The organism is Streptosporangium sp. NPDC000239, assembly GCF_040300765.1.
GTDB lineage: Bacteria > Actinomycetota > Actinomycetes > Streptosporangiales > Streptosporangiaceae > Streptosporangium.
Map to the genome: position 1 here is coordinate 1 of NZ_JBEPEI010000003.1, position 13,319 is coordinate 13,319.

The 13,319-nt window shown below is 70.4% G+C and carries 12 protein-coding genes; 3 read left to right on the forward strand and 9 right to left on the reverse strand.

Features of this window, described 5'->3' with window-relative positions:
• Nucleotides 1–169: 169 nt before the first annotated feature.
• Nucleotides 170–676, reverse strand: coding sequence for a TetR/AcrR family transcriptional regulator (locus ABT340_RS09145; protein ID WP_352010178.1), 507 nt, complete (start codon nucleotides 674–676; stop codon nucleotides 170–172).
• A gap of 111 nt (nucleotides 677–787) precedes the next feature.
• Here ABT340_RS09145 and ABT340_RS09150 point away from each other — a divergent pair, with 111 nt between their 5' ends.
• Both ABT340_RS09150 and mnmA read left to right on the forward strand, forming a co-directional pair.
• On the forward strand, nucleotides 788–1,951 hold the full coding sequence (locus ABT340_RS09150; protein ID WP_352010179.1) for a cysteine desulfurase family protein: 1,164 nt from the start codon (nucleotides 788–790) through the stop codon (nucleotides 1,949–1,951).
• Between the two features lie 55 nt (nucleotides 1,952–2,006).
• Nucleotides 2,007–3,077: a tRNA 2-thiouridine(34) synthase MnmA gene (mnmA, locus tag ABT340_RS09155; protein WP_352010180.1), complete on the forward strand. Its 1,071-nt coding sequence runs from the start codon at nucleotides 2,007–2,009 to the stop codon at nucleotides 3,075–3,077.
• A 19-nt stretch (nucleotides 3,078–3,096) separates the two neighbouring features.
• On the opposite strand, the gene ABT340_RS09160 is transcribed toward mnmA, so the two are convergent.
• The 7 genes from ABT340_RS09160 to ABT340_RS09190 all read right to left on the reverse strand — a co-directional run bounded on the left by ABT340_RS09160 (nucleotide 3,097) and on the right by ABT340_RS09190 (nucleotide 7,867).
• A complete protein-coding gene (locus ABT340_RS09160; protein ID WP_352010181.1) occupies nucleotides 3,097–3,804 on the reverse strand; it encodes an RraA family protein in 708 nt (235 codons plus the stop codon).
• Nucleotides 3,805–3,864: 60 nt separating this feature from the next.
• Nucleotides 3,865–4,506, reverse strand: coding sequence for an MBL fold metallo-hydrolase (locus tag ABT340_RS09165; protein WP_352010182.1), 642 nt, complete (start codon nucleotides 4,504–4,506; stop codon nucleotides 3,865–3,867).
• Nucleotides 4,507–4,528: 22 nt separating this feature from the next.
• A complete protein-coding gene (locus tag ABT340_RS09170) occupies nucleotides 4,529–5,617 on the reverse strand; it encodes a WXG100 family type VII secretion target (protein WP_352010183.1) in 1,089 nt (362 codons plus the stop codon).
• Complete coding sequence (locus ABT340_RS09175) at nucleotides 5,614–5,907, reverse strand: hypothetical protein (protein WP_352010184.1); 294 nt, start codon at nucleotides 5,905–5,907, stop codon at nucleotides 5,614–5,616. Before ABT340_RS09175 ends, ABT340_RS09170 begins: the two co-directional genes overlap by 4 nt.
• A 102-nt stretch (nucleotides 5,908–6,009) precedes the next feature.
• Nucleotides 6,010–6,714, reverse strand: coding sequence for a hypothetical protein (locus ABT340_RS09180; protein ID WP_352010185.1), 705 nt, complete (start codon nucleotides 6,712–6,714; stop codon nucleotides 6,010–6,012).
• Between the two features lie 436 nt (nucleotides 6,715–7,150).
• Nucleotides 7,151–7,486: a hypothetical protein gene (locus tag ABT340_RS09185; protein ID WP_352010186.1), complete on the reverse strand. Its 336-nt coding sequence runs from the start codon at nucleotides 7,484–7,486 to the stop codon at nucleotides 7,151–7,153.
• 48 nt (nucleotides 7,487–7,534) lie between these two features.
• Nucleotides 7,535–7,867, reverse strand: a complete 333-nt coding sequence (locus ABT340_RS09190) for a hypothetical protein (protein ID WP_352010187.1) — start codon at nucleotides 7,865–7,867, stop codon at nucleotides 7,535–7,537.
• 259 nt (nucleotides 7,868–8,126) lie between these two features.
• Here ABT340_RS09190 and ABT340_RS09195 point away from each other — a divergent pair, with 259 nt between their 5' ends.
• Nucleotides 8,127–11,849, forward strand: coding sequence for an nSTAND1 domain-containing NTPase (locus tag ABT340_RS09195; protein WP_352010188.1), 3,723 nt, complete (start codon nucleotides 8,127–8,129; stop codon nucleotides 11,847–11,849).
• On the opposite strand, the gene ABT340_RS09200 is transcribed toward ABT340_RS09195, so the two are convergent.
• Nucleotides 11,846–13,288 (reverse strand): alpha/beta hydrolase family protein, encoded by a 1,443-nt coding sequence (locus ABT340_RS09200; protein ID WP_352010189.1) that lies wholly within the window; start codon nucleotides 13,286–13,288, stop codon nucleotides 11,846–11,848. The two genes, ABT340_RS09195 and ABT340_RS09200, sit on opposite strands and share 4 nt — an antisense overlap.
• Nucleotides 13,289–13,319: the final 31 nt, after the last annotated feature.

The following is a 13,319-nucleotide window of genomic DNA, read 5'->3' on the forward strand; positions in this document are numbered from 1 at the left end:
GGTTGGGGTCTTCCCTTTGGGCGGTTTAAAAAACTCAACCCATAAAAACTTGTTTTTTACACGTTAAAACGAACGGGGACACACGAGTCGGTCGCTTCCGCACGCGGAAGCGACCGCCAGTGTTCTTGGGGGAGCACGAGCGCCGTGGGCGGCGCGGGAGGCCCGGCCGTCAGGCGGGCAGCAGGGCCAGCAGACGCCGCTTCAGCTCGGCGTGGCGCTCGTCGTCGTAGAGGGCGGGGTCGTGGGTGGCCACGTCCCACAGCCCCTCACAGGCGAGCCGCACGATCTGGGCGGTCGTGGGGTCGGGCTCGGTGTCGAGCCCCTCACGGTGCCAGCGGGCCATCGCCTCACGCAGGGGGGCGAGCAGATAGGGGTTGCCCGAGGCGCCGGTGACCACGGCCCAGCGTCGCAGCCTGCCACTGCGCACGGCGGCGAAGGTGGCGTGCAGATAGTTCTTTGTGTAGGTGTCGTGGCCCTGGGTGGCGACGAGCTGGTCGAAGTCTTCGATCAGCCGCTCGACCATGCCTTTGATCAGGGCTTCCTTGGTGGCGAAGTGGTAGAGCAGCCCGCCCTTGCTGCAGCCCGCGCGCTCGGCGACGGCCGCCAGGGTGAGCGCCTGGGAGCCCTGGTCGCACAGCAGACTCTCCGCCGCGTCCAGCAACTCCTCCCGCCTCATGCAGAGGACTGTACCGTCCGGACGGTACAGTGGTCAAACCGAGGATGGGCTTCCCGCCGGGCACGGATACCCTTGGAAGGGACAAACGATCTGGGGAAGGGAAGTGCGGCAGTGGAGTCCGCCTATCTCGATCACGCGGCGACCACGCCGATGCTTCCCGAAGCGGTAGAGGCGATGACGGCTCAGCTGGGGCGGGTCGGCAACGCGTCGTCACTGCACACCGCGGGCCGCCGTACGCGCCAGGTCGTCGAGGAGGCCCGCGAGAGCATCGCCGAGGCGCTCGGCGCCCGGCCCAGCGAGGTCGTGTTCACCTCGGGCGGTACCGAGGCCGACAACCTCGCCATCAAGGGCCTCTACTGGTCGCGCAGGGCCAAGGGCGCCAACCGCATCCTGATCAGCGCCGTCGAGCACCACGCCGCGCTCGACCCGGCCCACTGGCTCGGCGACCACCAGGGCGCCGTCGTGGAGTCCCTTGAGGTGGACGAGTACGGCAGGGTGCACCCGCACACCCTGCGCGCCGCCATCGAGCGCGACCCCGGCAGCGTCGCCCTGGTCAGCGTCATGTGGGCCAACAACGAGGTCGGCACCATACAGCCCGTCAGGGTGCTCGCCGCGATCGCCCGCGACCACGGCATCCCCTTCCACACCGACGCCGTCCAGGCCATCGGGCAGCTTCCCGTCGTCTTCGCCGACTCGGGGGTCGACGCCCTCACGCTCTCCGGGCACAAGGTCGGCGGCCCGATGGGCACCGGCGCGCTGCTGCTGGCCAGGGGGATCGACCCGGTCCCCGTGCTGCACGGCGGCGGGCAGGAGCGCGACGTGCGCTCCGGCACCCTCGACGCCCCCTCGGTCGCGGGCATGGCCACCGCGGTACGGCTCGCGGTCGCCCGGCAGGCCGAGACCGCCGCCCGGCTGACCGCGCTCCGCGACGACCTGGTCGCCAGGATCCGCCAGGCCGTACCCGATGTGATCCTCAACGGAGATCCGGCCAACCGGCTCCCCGGCAACGCGCACTTCTCCTTCCCCGGCTGCGAGGGCGACGCGCTGCTCATGCTCCTGGACGCCAAGGGGGTCGAGTGCTCGACGGGCTCGGCGTGCTCGGCGGGCGTCGCCCAGCCCTCCCACGTCCTGCTCGCCATGGGCGCCGACGCGGTCAGGGCACGGGGTTCACTGCGTTTCACCCTCGGGCACACCTCGACGCCGTCCGATGTGGACAGGGTCACCGGCGTCATCGCGGGCGTCGTCGAGCGCGCCCGCCGGGCGGGCCTGATCTGACGGCGCCGCCCGGCCCGGCGGAGAGGGCTCCCACGCGGGTACGCTCAAGGGTGTTATGAGACTTCGCGTGCTTGCCGCCATGTCCGGCGGCGTCGACTCAGCGGTGGCGGCGGCCCGCGCCGCCGAGGCCGGTCACGATGTCACCGGCGTCCACCTCGCCCTGTCCGCGAACCCGCAGTCGCATCGCACCGGCGCCAGAGGGTGCTGCACGATCGAGGACTCCCGGGACGCCCGCAGGGCCGCCGACGTGATCGGCATCCCCTTCTACATCTGGGACATGGCCGAACGGTTCCAACGCGACGTGGTCGAGGACTTCGTCAGCGAGTACGCCGCGGGCCGTACGCCCAACCCGTGCCTGCGCTGCAACGAGAAGATCAAGTTCGAGGCGGTCCTCGACCGGGCCCTCGCGCTCGGCTTCGACGCCGTGGCCACCGGCCACCACGCCCGGCTCGTGGACGGCGCGCTCAGCCGCAGCCCCGACGAGGGCAAGGACCAGTCCTACGTGCTCGGCGTGCTCACCAGGGAACAACTTGGCCACGCGATGTTCCCGCTGGGCGACTCGACGAAGGCCCAGGTGCGTGAGGAGGCCGCCAGGCGCGGGCTCATGGTGGCCGACAAACCCGACAGCCACGACATCTGCTTCATCGCCGACGGCGACACCCGGGGCTTCCTCGAAAGGCGTCTCGGCACGGCCCCCGGGCCGATCGTGGACGCCTCGGGCGAGGTGGTCGGCAGCCACGAGGGCGCCTACGGCTTCACGGTCGGCCAGCGCAAGGGCCTGCACATCGACCGGCCCGCCCCCGACGGGCGCCCGCGCTACGTGCTGTCCATCGAGCCGGTCTCCAACACGGTCACCGTCGGGCCGCGCTCGGCCCTTGAGGTCACCTCCGTCGAGACCGTGCGCCCGGTGTGGAACGGGCCCGTCGCCGAGCCGTACGAGCCGCTGGCCTGCACGGTCCAGCTCCGGGCCCACGGTGAGGTGTACGGCTGCCGCATCCAGGTGTCCGGCGAGGAGGTCCACGTCGCCCTGGACACCCCCGCGACCGGGGTCGCGGCGGGCCAGGCCGCCGTGTTCTACCTGGAGGACACCGTGATCGGGTCCGCCACGATCGCCAGGGCCGTGTGACCTTCGCGGGAGGCGAAGGTCACTCCTCGATGGCTCCGCCGACCGCGCGCAGATGGGCGCGGAAGGTCAGGGAGGGGTCTTCGGCGCGTCCTGCCAGGTAGGCGCCGAAGGCCACCTGCTCGCGCAGTGAGGTGCCCGCGTGGATGCGGTCGGCCTGACGCCGTTCGACGTCGCGGATCGCCTCGGCGCGGGTGAACACCTCCTCGGCGCGTCCGGCCGGGATGAAGATCACGCCGTCGTCGTCGCCGAGGACCAGGTCGTCGGGGCCGACCGTCCACTCCCCGACGGCGGCGAACTCCAGCGCGCCCTCAGGACGCTCGTTCAGGCTCAGGGGGCCGGTCGGGATCGAACCCAGGCTGAAGACCGGCAGCCCGATCGCCCGGATGTCGGCCGTGTCGCGGTGCAGCCCCCAGATCACGACCCCCGCGAGCCCGGCGGCCCGGGCCTCAAGGACCACGAGGTCACCGATGCAGCTCTCGTCGAGCCGTCCTCCGTTGTCGGCGACGAGCACGTCACCGGGCGCGGACAGCTCGCACGCCTCAAGGAAGACGTCGACGCTGCCCGCGTGCCTGGCCGGGCACACCCGTCCGGCCAGACGGCCACCGGGCACCGCGGAGCGGGTGCCCGCCGGGGCGCAGCGCACCGCAACCCCGGCGCGCAGGCAGCCGTCCGTCAGATGCGCGGTGGTCAGAGTCTCGAACCGCCGCCGGAGCTCCTTGGGGTCCATGCCGCCCTTCCTCTCGCCGGGGAGATCACGTCGCCTCCCACGGTAGGGCCGGACCCCCGGCTAGGACAGGGTGACGGACTCACCCGGCGCGAGGCGGCGGATCTCCGCCCCCTGCTTGTCGGCCTCCATCGCCAGCCACCTGTCGACGAGGCCGAGGCCGACGTCGTTGAGCAGGCCGTCATGGGTGGAGAAGGCCCTGGCCGGGCGGACCTGGCGGAGGTAGTCCACCGTCTCGGAGAGCTTCAGCCATGGCGCGTTGGTCGGCACGAGCAGGGTGGGGACCTCGGTCTCCGGCGGGGTGAACGCGTCGCCGGGGTAGAAGACCTCCTCGTCCACCAGGAAACCGACGTTGCTCACGATCGGCGCGTCCGGGTGGTTGGGGGCGTGCCACTCTCCGACGACCCGTACGGCGAAGCCCGCCGTGTCGAAGGTGTCGCCGTGCCGTACGACGTGGATCTTGGCCGGGACGTCGGTCAGGTCGGCCGCCACGGCCTCGTTGGTCCAGATCTCCAGTGACGGCTCGGCCTCGGCCGCCCCGCGCAGCCGTTCCACCTCCACGTGGTCGAAGTGCTCGTGGGTGATGAGCACGGACCGCGCCCCCTGGAGGGCTGACTCCTCGCTGAAGGCCCCGGGGTCGATCACCAGGGCCGAGCCGTTCTTCTCAAGGCGGACACACGCGTGCGTGAACTTCGTCAGCTTCATCGTCCCAGCCTAGGCAGGCCGCTCAGTAGCCGACGTAGCCGGTGCCGGTCTTGGCGCCGACGACGCCGGGCACGTTCGAGACCGAGCCGTAACGGCTGATCGCGTAGCGGACCCCGGCGATGATGTTGTCGACCGGGTTGTAGATGTCGTCGTACCCGCTCAGCTTGTAGCTGCCGAAGGTCGGGTCGATGGTCTGCATCAGCCCCTTGGACGGGGTGCCCGCGGCGGCGTTGGAGTCCCAGAGGTTGATCGCGTGCGGGTTGCCACCCGACTCGTGCTGGATGATCATGGCGATGTCGGCGGGGTTCATCTTCTCCGGCGGGTAGCCGTGGGACCTGAGGATCTCCAGCGCCTGGTCGATCCACTCCTTGAGCTTCCCGGTCGGCGCGGGGCCGCCACCGGGCGGGGGCGCGCCGCTCGGCCCGTAACCTCCTGAGGCGACCGGGTTCGGTGTCCCGGTGTCGCCGTGCGGCGCGAGGTGCGGCCGGTAGCCGACCGTCCTCTCCCACACGACCGTACGGCCGGCGCCCGGTACGAACGTCTGGTCGAGGGGGGCCGGGATGTCGGCGAAGGAGATCTTCCTTTCGGCCATGTGCTTCTTGACGGCGGCCAGCGCCTGGGTGACGGCCTTGTCGGCGGCCTCCATGTGGGGGCGGGCTCCGGTGACGGCGCCGTTCACCAGCGAGGTGATGTGCGGCTGCAGGTCCTTCTCCTCGGCCTTCGGGTTGGCCGTGCGGTAGGCGGACACGTCGTCGAGGAGGGTCGAGCAGATGGAGCGGACCTTCGCCTCCGCGCCACGCAGCACCCCGGCCGCCGTGTCGAGAGTGTTGGCGCAGCCCGCCAGCGCGTCGTGCAGGGCCTCCGCGGCGCGGCCGTACTTGCGCATGTAGGTGTCGAAGGCGTCCGCGGACTCGCCCTGCCAGGCGTCGTTGACCGCGTTGACGACGGTGCCGAGCCGCCCGGCGTGCTCGTTGAGTTTGCCCGCCGTACCACGCCAGCGGGTCGCGACGGCGCTGACGGCGTCGGCGTCGGCGTTCACCTTGTTCAGGAGGTCGGAGAGCGTACCGCCGCCGGGGAGACCGGAGATCGCCTCGGTCGTGTCCGCGGTCACCGCTCCCCGCCCGCGCGGTTGGCCGTACGGACGTTGTCCTCGATGTCGTTCAGGGCGCGCTCGACGTCCTTGAGCTTGCCGGTGACGTTCGTCAGCTCCCCGTCGACCGTCTTCTCGATCCCGTCGAGGAACTCGGCCAGGGCGGATGAGTCGGTCAGCCTGCCGAAGATGGTGGAGTCGGTCGTCTTGGCCGGATACGGACCACCCAGTTCGCCGAAGTTCTTCATCAGTTCGTGCACGGTCGTACGGCACTGCTCAAGCGCGTCGTAGCTGTAGTCGATCCCCGCCACTTCTACCCCCTATGCGAGACCGGCTAATCGATCATAAGGGGCAGATCGCTCAATGTGTCGGGGCGGCCCTCCCGGCACCGGGTGAGGGCCGCCCGAGGTGGGCTACTTGGCCGGGGTGATCGCGACCGTGGTGGTGTAGGTCCTGTACGGCGTCACCAGTTCGGTGGCCTCGATCTGGTAGCGGCCGGGGACGCACCCCCTGCCCAGCACGGGCAGCGCGAAGCGGCCGTTGTTGTCCGCCCTGAGCCGGGTGCCGTCCCTGAGACTGGTGGCGATGCAGGCCTCGTTCAGGCCGTTGCTGGTGAACCGGACGTAGCCTTTCTCGGCGAAGCCGTAGCCGTTGACGACGAAGGCGATGTCGCCGTCGGCGTCGGCGGTCGCCGGGGTGGTCCTGAGCGCGGGGGCACCGGTGCCGGGCAGCGGATGGCCGATGGTCACTCTGGCGGAGTAGGTGCGGTAGGGCGACTCAAGCTCGGTGGCCTCGACCCGGTAGACGCCGCTGACGCACCCACGGGCCGCCCCGACGAGGTTGAAGTAGCCGTTGCGGTCGGCCCGCAGGACGACCCGCCTGAGGTTGGTGTCCTCACACGAGGAGTTCAGCGACGTGCTGTTGACGGCGACCTTGATCAGGGAGGGGAAGGACCGGCCCTCGACGGCGAAGGCGACGTCGCCACCGGCGGTGGGGGAGACGACCGACGGGGTCGTCGTCAGCAGGGCGTCGTCCGCCTGCGCGCCCGAGGCCGGTAGACCGCCCAGCAGTGAGGCGGCGGCGACGGCGGCGGTGAACATGAGGCGTTTGACATTCATGGATCAGGTTTCCTCGCGTTGTCCTCGGTGGTTCCCCTGTGCCCTTTGAGGCGCACAATTTGATCTTCTTGGTGGCCACCGGTTCAGGCCTTCGTTCGGCGGCAACGAGAACGGAAAGAACCGTAAATCAATCGCCTGTTTCCTGGTCTTTCTGACAAAGCCCGTCAATTTCATGGGGGAGGCGGGCCCGCCTCGCCGAATCTGTCCGTCGCCGCGCATGTCGATCGGCCACTCACGCGGGGCCGTTCTCATCGCGCCGGGGCGGCCGCCGGTGCCGCGGCCCGGGGGTCTGGCGGGTCCGGCCCCTGTTGCGGCCCGCCATGACCTCGGCCACCGGCACCCCGGGCGGCGGTGAGCCGTCCTCGCCCGTGCGCTCGGCCACCCCTTCCGGTACCGGTTCCCGCGCGAGGTCGGACGCCTCGCGCGGGTCGGCGTTCTAACAGCTGCTGGAGGACGCGGCGTAGTAGATGGACCTTCCCTCAGGCGCGACGATGGGAGCGTAGAGCAGCGTGACGGTGGTCCGGCCAGGTATGTACTTGGGGCCGTAGTCCGCCCAATAGGGGATCTCGACGCACACGTACTTTCCGGTGCTGCACTCGTTGTAGACGTCCACCTTGTGGGTGGTGCCCGAGGAGTACCACTCCCCGTGCTGGACGCCACAGGCCGCCGCGCCGGTTGAGGAGGCGGAGGCCGCGCCGGCCGTCATTCCGGTGCCGGTGAACGCGAGCGCCGCGATAACGGCCGCGGCGGCGATCCTGGTTCTTGCCATCATGTTTTCCCCTTCACTGAAATGTGTGCTGGTGAGGAGCGGTGACACGGCCTAGCAGTAATAGACGCTGCTGCCCTGGTTGATCGAGGTGGGGGCGTAGGCGACGTCACGCCACTCATAGGCGTTGAGGGTGTAGCGGGGGATGGGGAACCAGGCGGGCCGGTCGGGAATGGCGATGCACACCGTCTTCTTCGAGTTGCACTCGTTCTGGAGGCGGACGTGACGGTATCCGCCGATGGTGTACCACGGCTCGTGCTGGACGTTGCAGGCCGCCGTGCTGCCGGCCGTGCCGCTCGCCGTTGTGGCCGCGCCGGCGGCGGGCCCCGCGATCAGTGCGGCGGCGCCGGCGAGCGCCACCAGGCCGATCATGATCTTCTTTTGCATGTGTGTTTCTTTCGTCGCATTGCTTCTGGGGCGCGGGTGTGTTCGAAAACGAATGGCGCGCCGGGCGAAGCACATCGGATATCCCGGTCGTGACGTTGTCGCAGGCCGGGGGGCTTACGACTGCAAGTCTTGGCGGATCGGGAATTGTCTGGAACCCTCGTGCGTCACTCTGAACAAGCTTGATTGCCCTGGTTTGGCTATGTATTTTGTGCTGGTTTGGTGTGTCTGATGGGAATTGGTCACATTCGGGGAGAGTAAGTTGGGGGAACGCGCAGGGCGCCGGGAACGGCCGGTCGATCCCACCGATGGTCCGGCGGCCGCATTCGCCGTGGAGTTACGCAAATTACGGGAGGAGGCGGGCGGCCCGACCTACCGCGCCATGGCGGCGCGCGCGCATTTCTCGGCCGCCACGCTGGCCCAGGCCGCGGCCGGGGACAGAATGCCGACCCTGCCGGTCGCGCTGGCCTACGTCGAGGCGTGCGACGGGGACACTCAGGAGTGGCGGGCCAGGTGGGAGGAGGCCCGCGCCGCCCAGCGGGAACACGCGGCCAGGAACGGCGAGACCGCGCGGGCGCCGTACCGGGGGCTGGCGAGGTTCGAGACCGAGGACCAGGCCTACTTCTTCGGCCGGTCGGCGCTGGTCGAACGGCTGGTCACGCTGCTGGAGGCCCACCGGTTCGTGCTGGTCGTCGGCCCTTCGGGAAGCGGCAAGTCCTCTCTTCTGCGCGCGGGGCTGGTGCCGGCCCTGCGCGGGCGCGCCGTACGGGTCCTGACACCGGGTGCGCACCCGCGACTGCCCGGTGACGCCGCCGACGTACTCGTGATCGACCAGTTCGAGGAGACCTTCACCCTGTGCGAGGACCCGGCCGAGCGCCGGAGTTTCATCGACGCGCTGGTGGCCGCGGGAGGCGACGACCGGCGCACCCGGGTGGTGCTGGCCGTACGCGCCGACTTCTTCGGCCAGTTCACCCACCATTCGGACCTGGTCGAGGCCGTCAGGGACGCCACCGTCCCGGTCGGCCCGATGAGCCCGGCCGAACTGCGTGAGGCGATCGTCAAACCCGCCGCGGCGGCGGGCCTGATCGTGCAACGCGAACTGACCAACCGGATCCTCGACGAGGTCGCCGGGCAGCCCGGCGGGCTGCCGCTGATGTCGCACGCCCTGCTGGAGACCTGGCGGCGTCACCACGGCAAGGCCCTGACCGTCGAGGCGTACGAGGCGGCGGGGGGCATCAGCGGCGCCGTCGCCCGCACCTCGGAGGAACTCTACGAGGAACTCACCCCCGAGCAGCGGGAACGGCTGCGCCACCTGCTGCTGCGCCTGGTCACCCCGGGAGAGGCGGGCGCCCAGGACACCCGGCGCCCGGCCGCGTGCGCCGAACTGGTCACCGGATGCCGGAACGATCCCAGCCCACTGCTGCTGGAACGGCTGGCGTGTGCCCGTCTGATCACCCTCGACGACGAAACGGCCGACCTGGCGCACGAGGCGCTGCTGACCGCCTGGCCCCGGCTGCGCTCCTGGGTCGAGGAGGACCGGGAACGCCTGCGCATGCACCGCCGCCTCACCGAGGCGGCCGACGCCTGGCAGGCGCACGCCCGCGACCCCGGAGGCCTCTACCGGGGGCTGCGCCTGTCGCTGGCGCGCAGGCACCTCGCCGAGCGGGCCGAGGAGCTCACCCCGCTGGAGCGGGACTTCCTCGCCGCCAGTACGGCGGGGCGCCGCGGCGAACGCCGCAGGAGCAGGCTGCGCAATTCCCTCATCGGTGTGCTGACGACCGTCGTGATGATCACAGGCTTGCTGGCCTGGCAGCAGAACCTCATCCGCGACCGGCAGGAGCGCGAGGCGCAGGCCCGCCGGGCCGCCGGGATCGCCGCGGGCCTGCGTCAGACCGACCCGCAGCTGTCCATGCGGCTCAGCCTGGCCGCCTGGCGCCTGGCCGACCTTCCCGAGACGCGGGCGAACCTCCGTACGGCCAGCCTCCAGGCTCAGCAGGAGGTGTTCACCGATCCGGACACCGGGGCGGAGACCATGCGCAGGCTCAGCCCCGACGGCCGCTCCCTGTACAGCCTGGGTGCGGACCGGGCCGTCCGCTGGGACGTGGAAACCCATCGGGCCATCACGACCACACCGGTTTCGCCCGTCACGAAGGAGGATCGGGAAAGCCCTCGCTGGCTGCCCCTCCTCTCCGACGTCTCCTCCAAGGTGAGCGGGGTGAGGCTGTGGGACGTGACAACCGGTCGGCGCGACCCGAAGTCTCTCGACGGCGCCAACCAGGGCGTCGAGCTGGCCCCGAGCGGACAGCGTCTCATCACCTACCACGCGGACGGCTCCCACTATCGCGTCCGCGTCTGGGACGCCGCCGTCGGGCGGTTGATCGCGCAGGTGCGAACCCCCAGGAAGGGAAGGACCGCCCAGCGGATACGCGAGCGGCCGTCCATCCTGATGGCGATGAGGGCGGCGAGGGACGGACGCTCCATGGCCGAGGTGGGTGTCCCGGACGCCACACTCAGCGCCGACGACACCACGATGGCGCTCTGCGTTCCCGGCGGGCCGGTGCGGGTGTGGGACCTCAGGACCGGCCGCGAGCTGGACGTTCCCCATATGCCCACGCTCTCCGCCAAGCAGTGCGGCGAGGAGCGCCTGTACCTGTCGCCCGACGGGCGACGGCTGCTGATGGCCGCAGACGCGGAGGTCCGGCTCTGGGAGCTGCCGTCGGGCAGGGAACTCCCCGCCGTCAGGGAACCGGGCGTGAGCGAGATCGGTTTCAGCGAGGACGGCGCATTCTTCGCGACGGCCAACTCCGACGAACTCCTCGTGTGGAGGGCCGGCACGCTGGACACCGCGTTGTTCCGTCACCCGCTGGCCGGCGAGCACGCCTTCGACATCAGAGTCGATCCGGCCGCCGACTGGGTGCGTTATCTCGCCGGTTCGCCCAACGCGGGCTCATGGCCCGCGACCGTCAGGACGCTGAAGCTGAACTCCGTCGTCGACGCCGGATGGCAGAACGCGAGCGCCCTGTCGGCGTTCTTCAGCCCTGACGGGAACACACTCGCCACCGTCTACGCGAACCGGGTCGAGCTCCGTGACACCAGGACCGGACGACGGCTTCCCGGCCCCTCTCCGGTCCCCTGCAAGGCACTGAACTCCGACATGCCGGAATGCCATATGACGGCGGCGTTCCGGCCCGATGGAAAGGGCCTGGCGTACGGCGACACCTATGTCAAACCCTTCAGCGTCCAGGTGTGGGACCTCGCCGGTCAGCGCGTCGTCGGCAGGTTCGGGCCCTTCGCCAGTGCCGGGTCTCTCGCCTACACCTGGGACTCGGGCACCCTGCTGATCAGCGAGCCGCCCATGAACGGCTCGCTCACCCTGTGGGACCTGAAACGGGGCGCCGCCACCGCCACCGTCCCCGGCGTCAGCGGCGAGATCGCCCTGGCCCCCGACGGGCGTCTGCTGGTCACCTCCGGAGGGCAGGTCACCGATCTCGTCTCCGACCGCGCCGTCGTGCGCGCGAACGGTTTCCATCCGGCCAGCGTGCTGACCTTCAGCGCCGACGGCAGATTCCTGGCCGTCGGTGACCAGACGGGACAGACCACTCTGTGGGACGGCACCGTACGGCGCCAGCTGGGCACGTTGATCCCCGCCTCGCCGTACGCCTCGGACTGGGTCAGCTCCCTGGCCTTCTCCGCCGACGGGAGCGTTCTCGCCGCCGGGATGGCGAACGGCACGGTACAGCTGTGGGACACCGCCACCTGGCAGCCGATCGGTGCGCCCATCTCCACCCCGGTCGGATTCGTCGCCGGGATGACGATCGACGGTGACACCCTGTACGTGGCGGGTGAGCACGTTCCCCTGCGGCGATACGACCTCGATCTGGAAGTCGCGGCGCGGACGGTCTGCCGGAGAGCGGGTCACGGTCTCGACCTGGCCGAATGGGCGACGCACTTCCCCGGCTACCCCTACCAGGCCACCTGTGCCTAGGGTCGCCGACGGTGGAGGACGACCTCCGGGTAGCGGTCCGACGGCCCATCGAGGAGGGGTTCCCGAGAACCGCGCAGATGCCTGTCGAAGAACGCCGTCGAGTAGGCGTTCACGATCTCGTGCACCCGCCCGGGGTCGGCGGGGCCGGTGACCCCCAGGTACGGGAACAGCGGTGACCAGGAGGGGACGTCCGTCAGGTTCACATGGAACATGTCCGGCACCTGGACGAAGTAGCCGTCGCCCTTCAGGTTGCCGAACGCGGTCCGCATGGAGGTCTGGTGCTGGACGATGTCCACCTTGTTCCACTTCTCCTGCCGCATCGTCCGCGCGTCCCGCGTGATCCACAGCACCGGTCGCCCGAGCCCGGGGGACACGACGTCGTCGGGCATCGGGGCGTCCATGACGAGGCAGGCGCCGAACCGTGTCTCGGTACGGCACGCCTCACCGGCCACGATGCCGCCGAGGGACACGCCGAACGCGCCCACCCGCCGCATGTCCAGTTTCCCGGTCAGCAGGCGCTCGGGGTCGGAGGCGTTCAACGCCGTCAGCCGGTCGAGGACGAAGGAGACGTCCCGCACGAGATAGGGAACGATGCCCTCCGGATAGGACCTGCCCTGGAACGTCGGGGCGGTCCTCGACGGGCTGACGCTCTGCTGTACCAGGGCGTTCAGTTCGTTCTTCCGGAAACCGGTGACATGCCGGCCGTCGGGGAAGGTCACCGAGGCCGCGATGTAGGGGTGGTCCACGGCGACCACGACGTATCCGTGGGAGACGAGCTCCTCCACCTGGAAGGTGTTCATCTGGCGGAAGCCGTTGAAGCCCTCAAGGAACACGAGGACCGGATGGACGCCGGCGGACACCGGCACCGACTCCCTCGCGTTCGTCGTCACGTACCGCAGGTGGTCGAACGTGAACGACGGCAGGTCGATCATCCTGGCCAGCGCCGGAGCGAGCGCCTCGACGCCCTCGGCGTAGACCGCGCGCTCCCCGCCGGAGGAACGCGCGGCCGGGTACCAGACCTGGGTCATGAGCTCACGGCGGGCGGCGGGGTCGGCGCTGAAGGTCTCCTGGCGGGAGGTGTCCGTCCAGTGGTACGTCACGGTGCCGACGCCGTACGGGCCCGTGGGCTCGGGGAAGGTGAAGACCGGCAGGACGACGGGTGGCGGGAGGGCGACGAGGAGTCCCAGGACACCGGGACTCACACCGAGGAGGCCCCTGAGCCGCCGTCCCCACAACCACACCAGGAAGAACGAGAGGGCCAGCGCGTAGGCGGGGAACAGCTGCCAGCGCGCGCCCTCGACGACGACCTGCGCCACGGCGGCCAGGAGCGCGACGGGCGGCACGTGGTTCACCGGCCTCATCCCGCGCAGCCGTGGCAGCGCCAGGGTGAGGAACGACAATGTCGTGGTCGCGAGCGCGACGAGCTCAAGCGGCCGCACGGCCTGGCCTCCCGTCCGTTCCAGGTGAATC

Bases quoted from the DNA above. Each gene is read 5' to 3' on its own strand.
- ABT340_RS09145 (WP_352010178.1), bottom strand. From the start codon at position 676: ATGAGGCGGGAGGAGTTGCTGGACGCGGCGGAGAGTCTGCTGTGCGAC.
- ABT340_RS09185 (WP_352010186.1), bottom strand. From the start codon at position 7,486: ATGATGGCAAGAACCAGGATCGCCGCCGCGGCCGTTATCGCGGCGCTC.
- ABT340_RS09190 (WP_352010187.1), bottom strand. From the start codon at position 7,867: ATGCAAAAGAAGATCATGATCGGCCTGGTGGCGCTCGCCGGCGCCGCC.
- ABT340_RS09165 (WP_352010182.1), bottom strand. From the start codon at position 4,506: ATGAAGCTGACGAAGTTCACGCACGCGTGTGTCCGCCTTGAGAAGAAC.
- mnmA (WP_352010180.1), top strand. From the start codon at position 2,007: ATGAGACTTCGCGTGCTTGCCGCCATGTCCGGCGGCGTCGACTCAGCG.
- ABT340_RS09180 (WP_352010185.1), bottom strand. From the start codon at position 6,714: ATGAATGTCAAACGCCTCATGTTCACCGCCGCCGTCGCCGCCGCCTCA.
- ABT340_RS09160 (WP_352010181.1), bottom strand. From the start codon at position 3,804: ATGGACCCCAAGGAGCTCCGGCGGCGGTTCGAGACTCTGACCACCGCG.